Genomic DNA, 16449 nt, shown 5'->3' with positions numbered 1-16449 from the left:
ACGGCAGCCGTTCCCCGTCCCCTCAGCCTCCCTCCCCTCACCTCCAGGAGCACGCAGTGCAGACCCGCACCCTGGGCACCACCGGCCCGCAGACCTCCGCCCTCGGCCTCGGCTGCATGGGCATGTCCGCCCTCTACGGCGACAGCGACCGCAGCGAATCCCTCGCCACCCTCCACGCCGCCCTCGACGCGGGCATCACCCTGCTCGACACCGGCGACTTCTACGGCATGGGCCACAACGAACTGCTGATCAACGAAGGTCTGCGCACCGCCCCCGCGGCGGCTCGCGAAAAGGCGCAGATCAGCGTGAAGTTCGGCGCTCTGCGCACCATCGAGGGCCACTTCACCGGCTATGACGGCCGGCCGAAGGCGGTGAAGAACTTCGCCGCGTACTCCCTCCAGCGCCTGGGCACCGACCACATCGACATCTACCGGATCGCCCGGGTGGATCCGGACGTCCCGATCGAGGAGACCGTCGGCGCCATCGCCGAGCTGGTCGAGGCCGGACATGTCCGCCACATCGGCCTGTCCGAGGTGGGCGCGCAGACCCTGCGCCGGGCCGCCGCCGTGGCCCCGATCGCCGACCTCCAGATCGAGTACTCCCTCATCTCCCGCGGCATCGAGGAGGCGATCCTGCCGACCGCCCGCGAACTGGGCATCGGCATCACCGCCTATGGGGTCCTGTCCCGCGGCCTGATCAGCGGCCACTTCACCCGCGACCGCAAGCTCGCCGCGAATGACTTCCGGGGCATGAGCCCGCGCTTCCAGGGCGAGAACCTCGACCGCAACCTCGACCTGGTGGAGGCGCTGCGCAAGATCGCCGAACAGAAGGGCGTCTCGGTCGCGCAGACCGCCATCGCCTGGGTGCTCTCCCGCGGCGAGGACATCGTCCCGCTGATCGGCGCCCGCCGCCGCGACCGGCTGACCGAGGCCCTCGGCGCCCTGGACGTCACTCTGGACGCCGACGACCTCACCGCGATAGAGCAGGCCATCCCGGCCGGCGCCGCCGCCGGCGACCGCTACCCCAGCGCACAGATGGCCCACCTGGACAGCGAGCACTGACCACCGGGGAGGCGGAGCACTGGGGAAGCATCACTGCGGGGCGGCGCCGTCACCGACCCGGGTGACCTCGGGCGGCGTCCACCAGCCAAAGCGACCACGGGGCAGTGTCGCCACGGGGCCACGGGGCCACGCCGCCATCGGACCACCGGGCCGCCACCGGGCCGCCGGGCCGCCACCGGGCCACCGGAGCGGTTGCGGGGCACGGCCAGGTACCGTCCGTACGTACCACCGTCCCCCACGCCCTCCCGCCCCGCGACCACCCGCTTTCCCGAAAGGCCGACCCGCCCCATGCCGCCCGAGACGTTGACCCCAGAGCGCATCCTCGAAGCCACCGAAGAGGTGCTGCGCCGCTACGGGCCGGCCAAGGCCACGGTCGTGGATGTGGCGCGGGCCCTGGGCGTCAGCCATGGCAGCGTCTACCGCCACTTCCGTACGAAGACGGCGCTGCGGGAGGCGGTCACGGAGCGCTGGCTGGACCGTACGAGCAAGGAGCTGTCGGTCATCGTCACGGCGGAAGGGCCAGCTCCGGAGCGGCTGGACCGCTGGCTGACCGCCCTTTTCGAGGCCAAGCGGCACAAGGCCGGCGACGATCCCGAACTGTTCGCCACCTATATGACGCTGATCGGAGAGAGCGGCGGCGTGGTCGACCGTCACATCACCGACCTCGAAGCCCAGCTCACCTCCATCATCGAAGCCGGCGTCAGCCAGGGCGACTTCCACACCCCCTCCCCCAGCACCACCGCCCGCGCCGTCTTCGACGCCACCGGCCGTTTCCACGACCCGTGTTACGCCCCCGAGTGGTCCCGCCCCGAGATCACCGCCGACTTCGAGGCCGTCCGCGACCTGGTCCTGCGGGGCCTGCGCACGCAGACCTGAACACGGAGACCCGAGCACGGCGGCCCGAGCCCAGCGCTCTCAGCACGGCGGCTTCAACAGCACACCACCGGCCGCTACGTCGTGCCTGCTGCCGTGCCGTGCAGAAAGAGGGCCCAGGCGAGGACACCGAAGGCAGCGGTGTGGAGGAAGGCGCGGACGCGGTTCCAGGTGACCCAGCGGCCCTCGAAGGCGGCCCTTGCGGCCTCGGTCCGGTCGTCGTCTCCCGTATCGGCCTTGTCGAGGGCGTTGTTGAGCGGGACGTTGACCCCGCTGGTGACGAAGAAGCCCGCCAGGTAGAGCACCAGCGCGGCAAGGATCCAGGGCAGGGCCACCCGCCCGTGTCCGTTCCAGGCCAGGACGGTGGCGAGGAGGAGCAGCGGGATCGGCAGCAGGAAGGGGAGCAGGAACCAGCCGTTGATGATGGCCCGGTTGATGTTCTGCATGGCCTGGACGAAGGTGCGGTCGGCGGAGCGGGCGAGTCCGGGCATCACCGCATAGGCAAAGGCGGCGAACAGGCCGGCCATCAGGCCCGTACCGAGCGTCGCCACCAGGAGCGTGACGGTCTGCAGGACTCTCATGGCTCCTCCGAATCCGAAATGTGGGCCGACCTTACCGAGAGCGACCCCCGCCCTTCCGGCGAACGAGCCGCCCGGCGCAGCCGTACACCGCGGATCGGGCTGACGACCGTACGCCGCGGGCCGGGCTCAACGTCCGTACGCCGCGGATCGAGCCCCACCGCCGTACGCCGCAGATCGGGCCCAACGTCCGTACGCCGCGGATCGGGCCCAACGGATATACGCGCCGGGCCGGCCTCCGGTGCCGTGCGGCACCGGGACGCTCAGGGTGATTCCTGGCCGGCCGCACGGGAGCGCTCGGACAGCTCAGCGGCCCACCCCTCCGACCAGCAGGCGAGGGGGCGAAGGGCCCGGTGGGCGTCCTCGCCGAGAGCGGTGAGGACGTACTGGCCCTCGGGGTTCTGCTCCACCAGGCACGCCTCGACCAGTTCCAGAAGGCGTTGGCGCAGCACGCTGGAGGACATGTTGTCGCACCGTTGCTGGAGGGGGCGGAAGCCCAGGGCGCCTTCCTTCAGCTCCCACACGATGCGCAGACTCCACCGCCGGCCGAACAGATCGAGCGCGGCCATGAGCGGCCGCCCCTTGGCCGAGCCACGGACGGGCTGCCCCGGTGTCGGCGTTGCCATGGGCGGTTCCTCCTGCGGACCTTCGGGCCTTCGGGCCTTCGGGCCTTCTGGTGACTGGGCTCCCGGAAGACTAGAGGAGCAGTTCCGATGTGCTCAGCCGGCGAATGTGGCCGGCGGTCCCTGGAAGAGCACAGCGGGCGCACTTCGAGGGCGTACCCGGCGGCCCTGGAAGGCTAGTGCACGCAGAACTCGTTGCCTTCCGGGTCCGTCATGACCACCCACTCGCCGCCCTGTTCCGCGACGTGGCGCTGGGTGCTGGCGCCGAGGGCACGGAGGCGCTCAACCTCTGTGTCCCGCTGGCCCGCGGGACCGTGCAGGTCGATATGCAGGCGATTCTTGCCCGTCTTCTTCTCCGACGGAGGCACCCGGTTGAAGAGCAGCCGACGCCCCAGTCCCGCGCCGCTCTCCGCGTCGTACGGGTCGTCGGGGTGACGTACCGCCGCCGCGTCCCGCCAGGCGCGCCGGTCGTGGTGATCGAGGAGGATCTCGGACGGGATGGCGCCGAGGTCGAGGAGCTTGGCGATCAGGGCGCTGTGGTCCTCGACCTCGTAGTGGAGCGCTGCCGCCCAGAAGTCGGCCTGGGCGTGCGGGTCATGAGCGTCGACGACGAGCTTCCAGTGCACAGGAGTTGAGGTCATGGTCACCACCTATAGCCCATGGCACTGACACCGGCGGCCCGCCGCCCGCACCCAGCCGGGTGGTTCGGATGCGCTCCATGAGCGCATACGGTCAGCGACCGCAGGACGGGCGCCCGGTCCGGCAGCTCCGGGGCCTCACCCCACCGACGACCGGGCCCGCCCTCCCCAGGCAAGGGCCCGCCCCTCCCCAGGCCAGAGCCCGCCACTCGACCAGCGCCCACCCCACCGACCAGCACCCCAACCAACCACCACCCACCAACCAGCAACCACCAACCAGGCCCCGGACGAGCCCTAACCCCCCACCCCCAGGAAATGCAGCACCGCCAGCACCCGGCGGTGGTCGGCGTCCGCCTTCGGCAGGTCCAGCTTGGCGAGGATGTTGTTGATGTGCTTGGCGACCGCGCTCTCGCTCACCACCAGTTGTGCGGCGATGCCCGCGTTGGAGCGGCCCTCGGCCATCAGGGCGAGAACCTCCCGTTCGCGGGCCGTCAGCCGCTCCAGTGGATCGCTCGCCCGGCGCACCAGCAGCTGGGCGACGACCTGCGGGTCGAGCGCGGTGCCGCCGACCGCCACCCTCCGCAGCGCCTCGATGAACTCCTCGACATCCGCGACCCGTTGTTTGAGCAGATAGCCCACCCCGCTGGTGTTCGTCGCCAGTAGATCGGCCGCGTACCGCTCCTCGACGTACTGGGAGAGCATCAACACCGCGGTGCCGGGCCACTTCTGCCGGATCGCCAGCGCCGCGCGCACGCCCTCGTCCGTGAAGCCCGGCGGCATCCGGACATCCACCACCGCGAGGTCCGGCCGGTGCTCCTCGACCGCCGCCAGCAGCCCCTGCGCGTCCCCCGCCTCGGCCGCCACCTCGAACCCGGCCATCTCCACCACCTTGACCAGCCCGATCCGCAGCAGAACGGAGTCCTCGGCGATCACGGCACGCCTCACATCGGGCACGGCAGCTCCACGCTCATCATGGTCGGGCCCCCCACGGGGCTGCTCATCCGGAACGTTCCGTCCACGGAGCGCACGCGCTGGGCGAGCCCCTTCAAGCCGCTCCCCTTGGCCGGATCGGCGCCGCCCATACCGTCATCGGCGATCACCACCCGAAGTATCTCGCCGAGCCGGGTGACCGTCACCTCCGCCCGGGTCGCCTCCCGCGCATGCTTGGCGACATTCGTCAGCGCCTCGGAGACGACGAAGTAGGCGACCGCCTCGACGGCCGGCGCGGTCCGCTGCGGCAGTTCAGCCGGCAGATCCACCCGCAGCCGTACGGGCAGCGGTGCGCGGGCCGCGAGCCCCGACAGGGCGGCATCCAGCCCCAGTTCGTCCAGAACGGCCGGATGCAGCCCCCGCACCAGATGGTTGAGTTCCTCGATCGCGTCCTTCGCCTCGCGGTGCGCGGCATCGATGACCTCCCGTGCCTCCGGCGGCAGGTCCGTGAGGGTGGCCTTGGCGAGCCCGAGGTTCAGCGCGAGGGACACCAGCCGCTGCTGTGCGCCGTCGTGCAGATCCCGCTCGATACGCCGCCGTTCGGCGTCGGCGGCGTCCACCGCACCGGCCCGGCTCTCGGTGAGGTCCTCGACCCGCCGCGCCAGCTCCTCGGACCGGCTCACGCCCAGCACCGCCCGCCCGACCAGGATCTCCAGCCGGACGAGCCCCGCGGCCAGACCCGGTACCGCGGCGAGTGCCACCAGCCCCAGCACGGTGAGATAGGCACCGGGGACGGTGTAGCCGGGGTGCCCGCGACGCCACTGCGGCGGAACGAGCCACACCCACACCAGCACCAGCGCCGCGACCAGCGCCGTCAACAGCAGTGCCAGCAACAGGAGTTCCAGTACTCCGAGCAGCGGGCCGACCAGCCAGTTGTAGCCCAGCTGCCGCTTGCCCTCGGTGAACCGCAGCCGCGGCAGCTCCACCCCGCAAATCGCCCGGAACCGCCAGCGCTGCGCCTCAGTGAACCCGTATCCGGCGATGACCAGCAGGGTCAGCGGGGCGATCAGCTCCACGGGAGCCTCGGAAGAGACCCCGTTCACCGTGTCGGTCAGCAGGGAGATGGCCCACCAGAACAGCAGCGCCGGGACGAGGTGCAGCGGCACCCCGGCGGCGACGAAGGCGAGGTCGCGCCGCATACGGATGAGGGCCCGGCGGAGCCGGGGCGGGACGGTCATGATCCAACCGTATGGGGCCGGTTCTGGGGCGGCCATGACAGCAGTGTCCGTTCCGGGGGTGTAGCTGGTGCCACCCCAAGTCGGACAGCGGGGTTACTGACGGCGGGCACCGAAAACCGGAGTGTTGATCACGAGCCCGACGGCCGGGTTCGCGACTCCGAAAGAGAACCTTTCCATGGCCCTCATCGCCCTCAACTCTCCTGTCAAACACGGCAATTACCCTCGTCGCGGCATCTCCGGCGGCCTGGTGCGGACCGACGCCGGACGACGCCGGCGGCAGGGCAGGATTCTCACCGGCGCGGGCCTCATCCTTCTCCCCTGGCTCGGCTACCTCGCCGGCACCCTCCCGCCCGCCGAGGCCGTCGCCTGGGTCGCCCTCGACGCCCTGGAGGCCGTCGCGCTGCTCGTCACCGGCACCCGGCTGCTGCGCGGCGACTCCCGGCACCGCGCCCCCGCAGCCGCCGCGGCCGTCCTCCTCCTCGCCGACGCCTGCCTCGACCTGGCCACCGCCGCCCCCGGCACGGAACTGGCCACCGCCGTCGCCATGGCAGCCGGAGCCGAACTGCCCCTGGCGGGCCTGTGCGCGGCGCTCGCCACGCGCCCGATGCGGAAGAGCTAGGGAACCGGCCGCGGAGAACCTAGGGCACGGCCGAACAGAACCCGTAGGGGTGGCGAGGGCCCCTCGCGGGCCACAACGTGCGGACGCCGGGAGACATTCCCGCGACCCCGCGCCGTCGCCCCGACGCCCCGACGCCCCGACGCCATCGCGATCCGCCCCCATCGCGATCCGCCCCCACTGCGATCCGCCCCCACTGCGATCAGCCACCACAACGATCAGCCCCCACGGCGATCCACCCCCACGCCACCCCTCGGCGGTCCCACCCCCACGGCAACCCCGCCCGCCACTCCACCCACCACCCACCGCCCACCCACACAAAAGCGCCGGCCCGGCCCGGAATTCCGAGCCCGACCGGCGCTTGAGGTCACAGGTCACGGGTGGGCGCCGCCCCGCAAGGGACCGGCGCCGCCCCGCGCGGGACTAGCAGCCCAGCAGTCGTGCGCCCAGGTAGGCCTGGATCTGGTCCAGGCTGACCCGCTCCTGCTTCATGGTGTCGCGCTCACGCACGGTCACCGCGTTGTCGTCGAGGGTGTCGAAGTCGACGGTGACGCAGAACGGGGTGCCGATCTCGTCCTGGCGGCGGTAGCGGCGGCCGATCGCGCCCGCGTCGTCGAACTCGATGTTCCAGTTCTTGCGCAGGTCCGTGGCCAGACCCTTCGCCTTCGGCGACAGCTGCGGGTTGCGGGACAGCGGCAGCACCGCGACCTTGACCGGCGCCAGGCGCGGGTCGAGCCGCATGACGGTGCGCTTCTCCATCTTGCCCTTGGCGTTGGGCGCCTCGTCCTCGATGTACGCGTCGAGCATGAAGGCGAGCATCGCGCGGTTCACACCGGCCGCCGGCTCGATGACGTACGGAGTCCAGCGCTCGCCGGCCTCCTGGTCGAAGTAGGAGAGGTCCTGGCCGGACGCCTTGGCGTGCGCCGACAGGTCGTAGTCGGTGCGGTTGGCCACGCCCTCCAGCTCGGAGAACTCGGTGCCGCCGAAGTTGAAGCGGTACTCGATGTCAGCGGTGCGCTTGGAGTAGTGCGAGAGCTTCTCGGCCGGGTGCTCGTACCAGCGGATGTTCTCCTCGCGGATGCCGAGGTCGCGGTACCAGTTCCACCGCTCGGCCATCCAGTATTCCTGCCACTTCTCGTCCTCGCCCGGCTTGACGAAGAACTCCATCTCCATCTGCTCGAACTCACGGGTCCGGAAGATGAAGTTGCCGGGCGTGATCTCGTTGCGGAAGGACTTGCCCATCTGCGCGATGCCGAACGGCGGCTTCTTGCGGGAAGTCTGCTGCACCTGGGCGAAGTTGGTGAAGATGCCCTGCGCGGTCTCGGGGCGCAGGTAGGCGACCGAGGCGGTGTCCTGCGAGGGGCCGAGGTGGGTGGAGAGCAGGCCGGAGAACTGCTTGGGCTCGGTGAAGCCGCCCTTGTTGCCGCAGTGGGGGCAGTTGACGTCGGCGAGGCCGTTCTCGGGGAGCCGTCCGTGCTTGGCCTCGTACGCCTCCTCCAGGTGGTCCGCGCGGAAGCGCTTGTGGCAGGAGGTGCACTCGGTGAGCGGGTCGGTGAAGGTGGCGACGTGGCCGGACGCCTGCCAGACCTCGGGGGCCAGGATCACCGACGAGTCGAGACCGACGACGTCTTCGCGCGAGGTGACCATGGCGCGCCACCACTGACGCTTGATGTTCTCCTTGAGCTCGACGCCCAGCGGACCGTAGTCCCAGGCAGCGCGGGAGCCGCCGTAGATCTCACTGCACGGATAGACGAAGCCACGGCGCTTGCTCAGGCTGACGATGGTATCGATCTTGTCGGCGGCCACGGTGCTCTCTTCATTACGACGACGAACGATGGATGGGCGGCGCCCTAGCGTCTCCATGAGGGGTGCTGGTCAAAAGACGGCCGGGCGAATAGTTCAGGGTACCGGCGGCCGTACCCCCTGGATCAAATCGGTTCCGGCCCACTGTCGCCCCGCTCACACCGGCCCATCCGTTGTTGACAATCGTTTCCAACTTTGTTGAAAATGAGTGTCATGAACATACGCCGTCCCATATCCACCGCGACCCTCGCCGGAGTCTCGGTGCTCGGCCTGCTGGCCCTCTCCGCCTGCTCCCCCTCGGGTGGCGCCCGCACCGAGGACGGCAAGCTGAAGGTGACAGCGTCCTTCTACCCCATGGAATTCCTCGCCCGGCAGATCGGCGGGAAGCACGTCGAGGTGACCGACCTCACCAAGCCGGGGGTCGAGCCGCACGACCTGGAGCTCTCCCCGAAGCAGACCGCCCAGCTCGGCGAGTCCGGCGCGATCGTCTACCTCAAGGGCCTGCAGCCCGCCGTGGACGACGCCGTGGAGCAGTCCGGCGCCAAGAACGTCGCCGACGCGGCCTCCCTCACCAGCCTCGAAGAGCACGGCACCGAGGTCGACGGCCACCACCACACCACCGGCGACAACCACTCGCACTCGGAGTCCGAGGGCGGCAAGGACCCGCACATCTGGCTCGACCCGGTGAAGTACGCCGAGGTCGCCAAGGGCGTCAACAAGACCCTCGCCAAGGCCGACCCGAAGCACAAGGCCGACTACCAGAAGAACACCAATGCCCTGGTGGAGAAGCTGGACGGGCTGAACACCGAGTTCAAGGACGGGCTGAAGAAGCGGAAGTCCGACACCTTCCTCACCACCCACGCGGCCTTCGGCTACCTCGCCGAGCGCTACGGCCTCACCGAGGAGGCCATCAGCGGACTCGACCCGGAGTCCGAGCCCAGCGCCAAGCGCATCAGGGACCTGCACACCCTCGCCAAGGACCACCACGTCTCCACGGTCTTCTTCGAGACGATCGCCAACCCGGCCACCGCCAAGGCCCTGGCCGGCGATCTCCATCTGAAGACCGATGTCCTCGACCCACTGGAGGGGATCAACGCCAAGTCCCGCGGCAAGGACTACTTCGGCGTCCAGCGGGCCAACCTCGCCGCGCTGCAGAAGGCGCTCGGCAGCAAGTGACGGACACCGCACCGCACGTGACGGAGGTCACCATGAACCAGCCGCCCACCCAGCCGGTGATCGACCTGCGCGGGGCGACCGCCTCGCTGGGCGCCCGTCCCGTGCTGCGCGGCGTCGACCTCACCGTGCGGTCCGGTGAGGTCGTCGCGCTGCTCGGCGCCAACGGCTCCGGCAAGTCCACCGCCGTACGCTCCGTGATCGGCCAGGTCCCGCTCACCGGCGGTGAGCTGGCGCTCTTCGGCACGGAGTTCCGGCGGTTCAGGGACTGGGCCCGGATCGGCTATGTCCCGCAGCGCACCACCGCGGCCGGCGGTGTGCCCGCCACGGTCCGCGAGGTCGTCACGGCCGGCCGGCTGGCCCGTACGAAGCTGGGCATCCTGCGCAAGGCCGACCGGGCCGCGGTGCACCGGGCGCTGGAGCTGGTCGGCATGGCCGACCGCGCCAAGGACTCCGTCAACGCGCTGTCCGGCGGCCAGCATCAGCGGGTGCTGATCGCCCGTGCGCTGGCCGGTGAACCGGAACTGCTGATCATGGACGAGCCGATGGCCGGCGTCGACCTGGCCAGCCAGGAGGTGCTCGCCGCCGCCCTGCGCGAACAGGTCGGCCGCGGCGCCACGGTCCTGCTGGTGCTGCACGAGCTGGGCCCGCTGGAGCCGCTGATCGACCGCGCGGTGGTGCTGCGGGACGGCTGCGTCGTCCACGACGGCCCGCCGCCCGAGGCCGTGGGCCAGCACGCGCTGCCCGGCCATGACCATGTCCACCCGCACGCCGACGCGGCCGCGGAACCGATCCGGACGGGGCTGCTGAGCTGATGGAGATCCTCAACTACGCCTTCATGCAGCGGGCCCTGATCGCCGCCCTGATCGTCGGCGTCACCGCCCCCGCCATCGGCATCTACCTCGTCCAGCGCCGCCAGGCCCTGATGGGCGACGGCATCGGCCATGTCGCGCTGACCGGCGTCGGCCTCGGCTTCCTGCTGAACACCAGCCCCATCTGGGTCGCCACCGCCGTCGCCATCGCCGGCTCCGTCGTCATGGAGCTGATCCGCTGGTACGGCAAGACCCGCGGCGATCTCGCCCTGGCCATGCTGTTCTACGGCGGTATGGCGGGCGGCGTGATGCTGATGAACCTGTCCGACGCGGGCTCCAACGCCAACCTCGGGACCTACCTCTTCGGCTCGATCACCACCGTCTCGCCGCAGGACATGACGACGATCTATGTGCTGGCCGCCCTGGTGCTGGCGATCACGATCGGCCTGCGCCGCCAGCTGTTCGCGGTGTGCCAGGACGAGGAGTTCGCCCGGGTGACGGGCCTGCCGGTGCGGCTGCTCAATCTGCTGGTCGCCGTCACCGCCGCGGTCACCGTCACCGTCGCCATGCGCGTCGTCGGACTGCTGCTGGTCAGCGCCCTGATGGTGATCCCGGTCGCGGCCGCCCAGCAGATCAGCCGCAGCTTCGCGGTGACCTTCTCGGTGGCGGTGGCGATCGGTGTCGCGGTCACCCTGACGGGCACCACCACCTCGTACTACGTGGACGTCCCGTCCGGCGCGACGATCGTGCTGTTCGCCATCGGGGTGTTCGTGCTCTTCACCGGGCTCGCCGCGCCGCTCGCGAAAAAGCGTGCAAAGGCTGCCGCAGAGGCCTCGAAGGGGTGCACTCTGGAGGTACCCGGCGACCGCACCGTCACCGACGATGTGAGTGTGTCCGGGTGAGCACGGGCAAAGAGGAGCCGGCGCACCACCGTCGGCAGACAGATGCGTGTACGGGTAAGCGTCTCACCGGGGAGCCGGTCATCACCTGGCACAATGGCGGGACGCACGGCAGGGGGAAGTCCTGACGTCCTAGGGAGGCAACGGTGGCGACGAGCGCGGGATCTCCGGTACGCGGCCGGTCGACGCGGCAGCGGACCGCGGTGTCGGCCGCACTCGACGAGGTCGACGAGTTCCGCAGTGCGCAGGAGCTGCACGACATGCTCAAGCACAAGGGCGACTCGGTCGGGCTGACCACCGTCTACCGGACGCTGCAGTCCCTCGCCGACGCCGGTGAGGTCGATGTGCTGCGCACCAGCGAAGGCGAGGCGGTCTACCGCCGGTGCAGCACCGACGATCACCACCACCACCTGGTGTGCCGGGCCTGCGGCAAGGCCGTCGAGGTCGAGGGCCCCGCGGTGGAGAAGTGGGCCGACCAGATCGCCCGGGAGCACGGCTTCCAGGACGTCGCGCACACCATCGAGATCTTCGGGACCTGCGGCGAGTGCGCCGCCCGGACCGCCGAGAAGCAGTAGCCGACGGCAAGGACAGCAATGCGTACGGGCCGCCTCCGATGACCGGAGGCGGCCCGTTACGCGTCAGCCCGCGGCCCTTACGTCGCGGACTCGCCGTCCGCCAGCTGCGCGCCGCCGAACCTGCGGTCCCGCTTGGCGTACTCCAGGCACGCCTCCCACAGGTTCCGCCGGTCGAAGTCCGGCCACAGAATGTCCTGGAAGACCATCTCGGCGTACGCGCTCTGCCAGATCAGGTAGTTCGAGGTCCGCTGCTCACCCGACGGCCGCACGAAGAGGTCCACATCCGGCATGTCCGGGTAGTACATGTACTTCGCGACGGTCTTCTCGTTGACCTTCGACGGGTCCAGCTTCCCGGCCCGCACATCCGCCGCGATGGCCGCCGCCGCGTCCGCGATCTCGGCCCGGCCGCCGTAATTCACGCAGAAATACAGCGTCATCGCGTCATTGTTCTTGGTCTGCTCCTGAGCGATCTGGAGCTCCTGCACGACCGACTTCCACAGCTTCGGCATCCGCCCGACCCAGCGGATACGGATACCCAGCGCGTCCATCTCGTCACGGCGCCGCCGGATCACATCGCGGTTGAAGTTCATCAGGAACTTCACTTCGTCGGGCGACCGCTTCCAGTTCTCCGTCGAGAAGGCGTACAGCGAAAGGTTCTTCACACCCATTTCGATGCAGCCCTTGAGGACGTCCATGACGACGCCCTCGCCGACCTTGTGGCCCTCGGTGCGCGGCAGCCCGCGCTCCTTGGCCCACCGGCCGTTGCCGTCCATGACGACCGCCACATGGTTCGGGACGAGCTCACCGGGGATCTTCGGCGGCCGCGCACCGGAAGGGTGCGGCTCGGGCGTCACGTACTCACGTCGATTACGGCCCAGAATCCCGCGTCGTGCCATGCGGCCCACGTCTCCTATGTGTCTTGAGGGCGTTTTGCCTTGAGGGGCGTATGTGTCTTGAGGGTGGTTTCGCTATTTCTCTACGTACCGGAGAGAGCGCAGGCCCCGCTCCAGATGCCAGTGCAGATACGCCGTGACGAGCCCGCTGCCCTCCCGGGCATGACGGGCCTCACAGGCGTCCGCGGTCTCCCAGTCGCCGGTCAGCAGCGCGCTCAGGAGTCCAATGGCCTCAGAGGAGGGTACGACGCTCCCCGGCACCCGGCAGTCGCCGCAGGTCACCCCGCCCGACGCGACCGAAAAGAACCGGTTGGGACCGGGCAGCCCGCACCGTGCGCAGCTGTCGAAGCTCGGCGCGTAGCCGTTGACGGCGAGCGAGCGCAGCAGGAACGCGTCCAGCACCAGATGCGGCTCGTGCTCCCCGCGGGCCAGCGTCCGCAGCCCGCCGACCAGCAGCAGATACTGCTGCACGGCGGGCTCGCCCTCGTGGTCGGTGAACCGCTCGGCGGTCTCCAGCATGGCCGTCCCGGCCGTGTAGCGGGCGTAGTCCGTGACGATCCCGCCGCCATACGCCGCGATCGTCTCGCTCTGCGTACACAGCGGCAGCCCGCGCCCGATCAGCTCGCTGCCGCGCGCATGGAACTGCACATCGACGTGCGAGAACGGCTCCAGCCGCGCCCCGAACTTCGACTTCGTCCGCCGCACCCCACGGGCCACCGCACGGACCCTGCCGTGCCCCCGGGTGAGCAGCGTGATGATCCGGTCCGCCTCACCCAGCTTCTGGGTGCGCAGCACGATGCCGTCGTCGCGGAACAGACTCATGGCGCCATTCTCGCGCATGGCGGCCGGGCCGCGGTCGCCCGGCCTGCTGCGGCGTCCGGGCCGGGCGCCGCTGGCGGCGCGCGCCTGGTACACGGCGTTGCCCGCCGGGCATCGGCCGGTCGACGGCCGGCGGTCGTCGCGCTCCCCACTTCCTTGATCCGCTTCGTCACGTCCACCTTCCGCAAACGACCTCACTGTTCGCATGCAGATCGTGACGCTGCGGAATTGCGCTGCGGAATTGCGCTGCGCAACGAGATGAGCCCCACAACTGCCTTGCAGGGAAAGGAGGAAGCCATGGCCGGCGCACCGCTAACCCTCCACGGCCCCGCGCCCGTCTTCCCCGCGACCGCCTGGGCCGCGTTCGCCGACGCCGTCAAAGACGGGCATTTCCCGGGCGCCTGACCAGCTTTCACCGGGCGTACACAACAGGGACACAAAGGCCCCGCCATCCCACTGGATGACGGGGCCACATCACGTTATGGTCCGGGTCATCGCGGGCGGAAGACGACCTTCCGTACTTCTCAGTCGCCCCGTGGAAGTGGCCCTCACGGCTCGTCAACTGCCCGGTAGCATCCGGTGATGTTCGGCAGCACATCGCCGTGAAGGCCGGCCGATCCAGTCAGTACCCCAATTGAGGATCTCGATGACATCCATACCGGAGGCGCTGTTGTGGTGCCTCAGCGCAGGTACGGCCGCCGCCGTGGTCCTGGCGGCGCTCTCGATCCGTGCGGGCAAGCAGCGCGCGGACCTGAGAAGGCGCCTGTCCACCGCTGAGGAACAGAGCAGCGCCACGCTCCACAGCAATACGGAGCTGACGGCCCGGCTGCGCGCCACCGAGGCCGAGATCCGGCATCTGGCCGGTAGCCGGCTCCCCGATCTGACGCTGGCGCTGGCCCACCCCCATGTGCCCGTACCGGGGCTGCTGGACGCGCGGTTCACCGGGTCGGAGACCGAGCAGGCGCTGAACGCCGTACTGGAGCAGGTCAGCGACGCGATCACCAAGGAGCGGGCGCGCGTGGACGCCGCCGCCCAGTCCACCCTCCGCGGGGCGACCACCACCATCCAGGCGCTGCTCTACCAGCTCCAGACGTCGCTGCAGGAGATGCAGCACCGCTACGACGACCCGAACGTCGCCCAGGACCTGCTGAACGCCGACTTCCTCAACGAGCAGGCGCTGCGGCGCATCCAGGCCACCGGCGTCGTCTGCGGCGCCTGGCCGGGCCTGACCCGCGAGGACTCCTACCTCGCCGAGCTGGTCGTCGGCGCCACCTCCCGGCTGCGCGGCTACGAGCGTGTGAACATCAGCAATCAGCTGCGCGACCCGGTCGCGGTGGTCGCGCGGGCCGTGGAGCCGATCGCGATCGTGGTGACCGAGCTGCTGGCCAACGCGCTGCACCACTCGCACCGTGAACTGCCCGTCACCATCACCCTCCAGCAGGGCAACCGCGGCGCCTCGGTCATCGTCGACGACTACGGCGTCGGGATGCACGACGACGAGATCAAGGCGGCGATGGAGCTGCTGTCGGGTGACGAGGACCTGCTGCTGACCCAGCTCGGTGACCCGCCGCGGTCCGGGTTCGCGGCGGCCGGTCAGCTGGTGCGTCAGTACGGCTTCGGCGTGCATGTCGAGCCCTCGCCGTACGGCGGGGTGCGTGCGGTCGTGTACATCCCGGGTGACCCCCTCCTCACCGTCCTCGACGAGAGCGCCCAGCCGATGTCCGTGATGGCTCCTCTGCCGCACCGTTCCGCGGTGCCGGATCGTTCCTCCTCCGTGCTGCCCACCGGTTCCGCGACGCCGCCGCAGGCCGCCGCCGCGCCCGCCGCGCAGCCCGCACCCGCCGCGCAGCCCGCACCCGCCGCGCAGCCCGCGCCCGCCCCTTCCTACGAGGCACCCGCCCAGCAGGCCGAAGGGGAACTCCCGCGCCGGCGGCGCCGGAAGCCCGTGTCCGAACTCGACGAGAGTGCCGCGCGCACCGAGTCGGCTCCCGAGCGCTCCCCGGAAGAGACCGGAACCCGCTGGGCCGCGCTCCAGCGCGGCACCGAATCCGGCCGGGCAGCCGCCCAGTCAGAACCCCCTCGCAGTCCCGAAGGGAACGCTCAGTCATGAACAGCCCCACCCGCCGCCGTGTCGCCGAGGACAAGTCCTGGGTGCTGGAGCCCCTTTTGGAGTTGCCGCATGTGATTCACGCAGCCGTCATCTCCGGCGACGGATTCATCGAGGGCTCCTCGCCCGGCCTGAAGCGGGACTCCGCCGAGGGCGTCGCCGCGATGATGTCCGCGCTGCAGGGTGCGGGCCGTGCCGTCACCGCGGCGTTCGCCGAGAAGGACGACACCCGGCTGCGGCAGACCGTGATCGAGTCCGATGAAGGCTTCGTCTTCGCGATACCGGCCGGCGAGAACACCTGCCTGGCCGTCTTCGCCGGCCCGGAGGTGAACATGGGTGTGGTCGCGCACCATATGCAGGTCCAGGTCACGACCCTGGGCAACAAGGTCATGAACAGCCGGGCACGGGACCTCGGTAACCCGGCATGACCCCGCGCCAGAGCAGCGGCAGGCGCCTCGTACCGGCCTATCTGGCGACCGGCGGACGCGCCCAGCCCAGCCGCAACACCTTGGACCGGCTCACCCTGCTGCACAGCGTGGGGATGCCGATCACCAGTGAGGTACGCCCGGAGGAGCACCGCATCCTGGAGCTGCTGCAGCCCGGGGCGCTGTCTCTGGCCGAGGTCGCCGCCCACCTTCACCTGCCCGTGAGCGTGGTGAAGGTGCTGGTGGCCGATCTCGTCGACGCCGGGCGACTGCACGCCCGTGCCCCCATCCCCGAAGCCGAGCAATTCGACCGACACATCCTGGAGAGGGTTCTCGATGGACTCCGCTCTCTCAAGTCCTAGCCCCGGCACCGGCGCGAGCACCGG

18 protein-coding genes are annotated in these 16449 nt (G+C 70.3%); 10 read left to right on the top strand and 8 right to left on the bottom strand.

The features are described from left to right. Positions 1-56 precede the first annotated feature (56 nt). Together STRNI_RS28290 and STRNI_RS28285 are read left to right on the top strand one after the other, a co-directional pair. Positions 57-1061 carry an aldo/keto reductase gene (locus STRNI_RS28290; protein WP_277412254.1) on the top strand — a complete coding sequence of 335 codons (1005 nt, stop codon included), beginning with the start codon at positions 57-59 and terminating at the stop codon, positions 1059-1061. A gap of 288 nt (positions 1062-1349) precedes the next feature. Then, positions 1350-1937, top strand: coding sequence for a TetR/AcrR family transcriptional regulator (locus STRNI_RS28285; RefSeq protein ID WP_018088160.1), 588 nt, complete (start codon positions 1350-1352; stop codon positions 1935-1937). Between the two features lie 74 nt (positions 1938-2011). Here STRNI_RS28285 and STRNI_RS28280 read toward each other — a convergent pair whose 3' ends face one another. The 5 genes from STRNI_RS28280 to STRNI_RS28260 form a co-directional block, all read right to left on the bottom strand. Further along, a complete protein-coding gene (locus STRNI_RS28280) occupies positions 2012-2515 on the bottom strand; it encodes an anthrone oxygenase family protein (protein ID WP_148593253.1) in 504 nt (167 codons plus the stop codon). Positions 2516-2775: 260 nt separating this feature from the next. Beyond that, complete coding sequence (locus tag STRNI_RS28275; RefSeq protein WP_277412253.1) at positions 2776-3138, bottom strand: winged helix-turn-helix transcriptional regulator; 363 nt, start codon at positions 3136-3138, stop codon at positions 2776-2778. Between the two features lie 173 nt (positions 3139-3311). Continuing rightward, positions 3312-3776: a VOC family protein gene (locus STRNI_RS28270; protein WP_274735512.1), complete on the bottom strand. Its 465-nt coding sequence runs from the start codon at positions 3774-3776 to the stop codon at positions 3312-3314. Between the two features lie 291 nt (positions 3777-4067). After that, positions 4068-4706 carry a response regulator gene (locus STRNI_RS28265; protein WP_277413335.1) on the bottom strand — a complete coding sequence of 213 codons (639 nt, stop codon included), beginning with the start codon at positions 4704-4706 and terminating at the stop codon, positions 4068-4070. 8 nt (positions 4707-4714) lie between these two features. Continuing rightward, positions 4715-5941, bottom strand: coding sequence for a sensor histidine kinase (locus STRNI_RS28260; protein ID WP_148593260.1), 1227 nt, complete (start codon positions 5939-5941; stop codon positions 4715-4717). A 175-nt stretch (positions 5942-6116) separates the two neighbouring features. On the opposite strand from STRNI_RS28260, the gene STRNI_RS28255 reads away from it, so the two are divergent. Then, a complete protein-coding gene (locus tag STRNI_RS28255; protein ID WP_277412252.1) occupies positions 6117-6560 on the top strand; it encodes a hypothetical protein in 444 nt (147 codons plus the stop codon). A 420-nt stretch (positions 6561-6980) separates the two neighbouring features. Here the strand turns inward: STRNI_RS28255 and STRNI_RS28250 are convergent, their stop codons facing one another. Continuing rightward, positions 6981-8363, bottom strand: a complete 1383-nt coding sequence (locus STRNI_RS28250) for a glycine--tRNA ligase (protein ID WP_018088167.1) — start codon at positions 8361-8363, stop codon at positions 6981-6983. A 210-nt stretch (positions 8364-8573) separates the two neighbouring features. Here STRNI_RS28250 and STRNI_RS28245 point away from each other — a divergent pair, with 210 nt between their 5' ends. The 4 genes from STRNI_RS28245 to STRNI_RS28230 all read left to right on the top strand — a co-directional run bounded on the left by STRNI_RS28245 (position 8574) and on the right by STRNI_RS28230 (position 11819). Next, positions 8574-9536: a metal ABC transporter substrate-binding protein gene (locus STRNI_RS28245; protein ID WP_159488304.1), complete on the top strand. Its 963-nt coding sequence runs from the start codon at positions 8574-8576 to the stop codon at positions 9534-9536. A gap of 32 nt (positions 9537-9568) precedes the next feature. Continuing rightward, a complete protein-coding gene (locus tag STRNI_RS28240) occupies positions 9569-10348 on the top strand; it encodes a metal ABC transporter ATP-binding protein (RefSeq protein WP_026169377.1) in 780 nt (259 codons plus the stop codon). Beyond that, complete coding sequence (locus tag STRNI_RS28235; RefSeq protein WP_277412251.1) at positions 10348-11247, top strand: metal ABC transporter permease; 900 nt, start codon at positions 10348-10350, stop codon at positions 11245-11247. Before STRNI_RS28240 ends, STRNI_RS28235 begins: the two co-directional genes overlap by 1 nt. A gap of 143 nt (positions 11248-11390) precedes the next feature. Beyond that, positions 11391-11819 carry a Fur family transcriptional regulator gene (locus STRNI_RS28230; RefSeq protein WP_026169378.1) on the top strand — a complete coding sequence of 143 codons (429 nt, stop codon included), beginning with the start codon at positions 11391-11393 and terminating at the stop codon, positions 11817-11819. A 77-nt stretch (positions 11820-11896) separates the two neighbouring features. Here the strand turns inward: STRNI_RS28230 and STRNI_RS28225 are convergent, their stop codons facing one another. After that, the gene (locus STRNI_RS28225) at positions 11897-12715 is read right to left on the bottom strand and encodes an isoprenyl transferase (RefSeq protein ID WP_026169379.1); all 819 of its coding nucleotides are present in this window, start codon (positions 12713-12715) and stop codon (positions 11897-11899) included. 72 nt (positions 12716-12787) lie between these two features. Next, the gene (gene recO / locus STRNI_RS28220) at positions 12788-13534 is read right to left on the bottom strand and encodes a DNA repair protein RecO (RefSeq protein WP_026169380.1); all 747 of its coding nucleotides are present in this window, start codon (positions 13532-13534) and stop codon (positions 12788-12790) included. Between the two features lie 643 nt (positions 13535-14177). Here recO and STRNI_RS28215 point away from each other — a divergent pair. The 3 genes from STRNI_RS28215 to STRNI_RS28205 are packed head-to-tail and all read left to right on the top strand — an operon-like array spanning position 14178 to position 16425. Continuing rightward, a complete protein-coding gene (locus tag STRNI_RS28215; protein WP_277412250.1) occupies positions 14178-15641 on the top strand; it encodes an ATP-binding protein in 1464 nt (487 codons plus the stop codon). Continuing rightward, positions 15638-16066: a roadblock/LC7 domain-containing protein gene (locus STRNI_RS28210; protein WP_018088175.1), complete on the top strand. Its 429-nt coding sequence runs from the start codon at positions 15638-15640 to the stop codon at positions 16064-16066. The genes STRNI_RS28215 and STRNI_RS28210 overlap by 4 nt, the downstream gene beginning before the upstream one ends. Then, positions 16063-16425 (top strand): DUF742 domain-containing protein, encoded by a 363-nt coding sequence (locus tag STRNI_RS28205; RefSeq protein WP_085927072.1) that lies wholly within the window; start codon positions 16063-16065, stop codon positions 16423-16425. Before STRNI_RS28210 ends, STRNI_RS28205 begins: the two co-directional genes overlap by 4 nt. Positions 16426-16449: the final 24 nt, after the last annotated feature.

Origin of the sequence: Streptomyces nigrescens (assembly GCF_027626975.1) — a bacterium.
Taxonomy (GTDB): Bacteria; Actinomycetota; Actinomycetes; order Streptomycetales; family Streptomycetaceae; genus Streptomyces; species Streptomyces nigrescens.
This window is presented reverse-complemented; position numbering and strand designations above follow the sequence as displayed.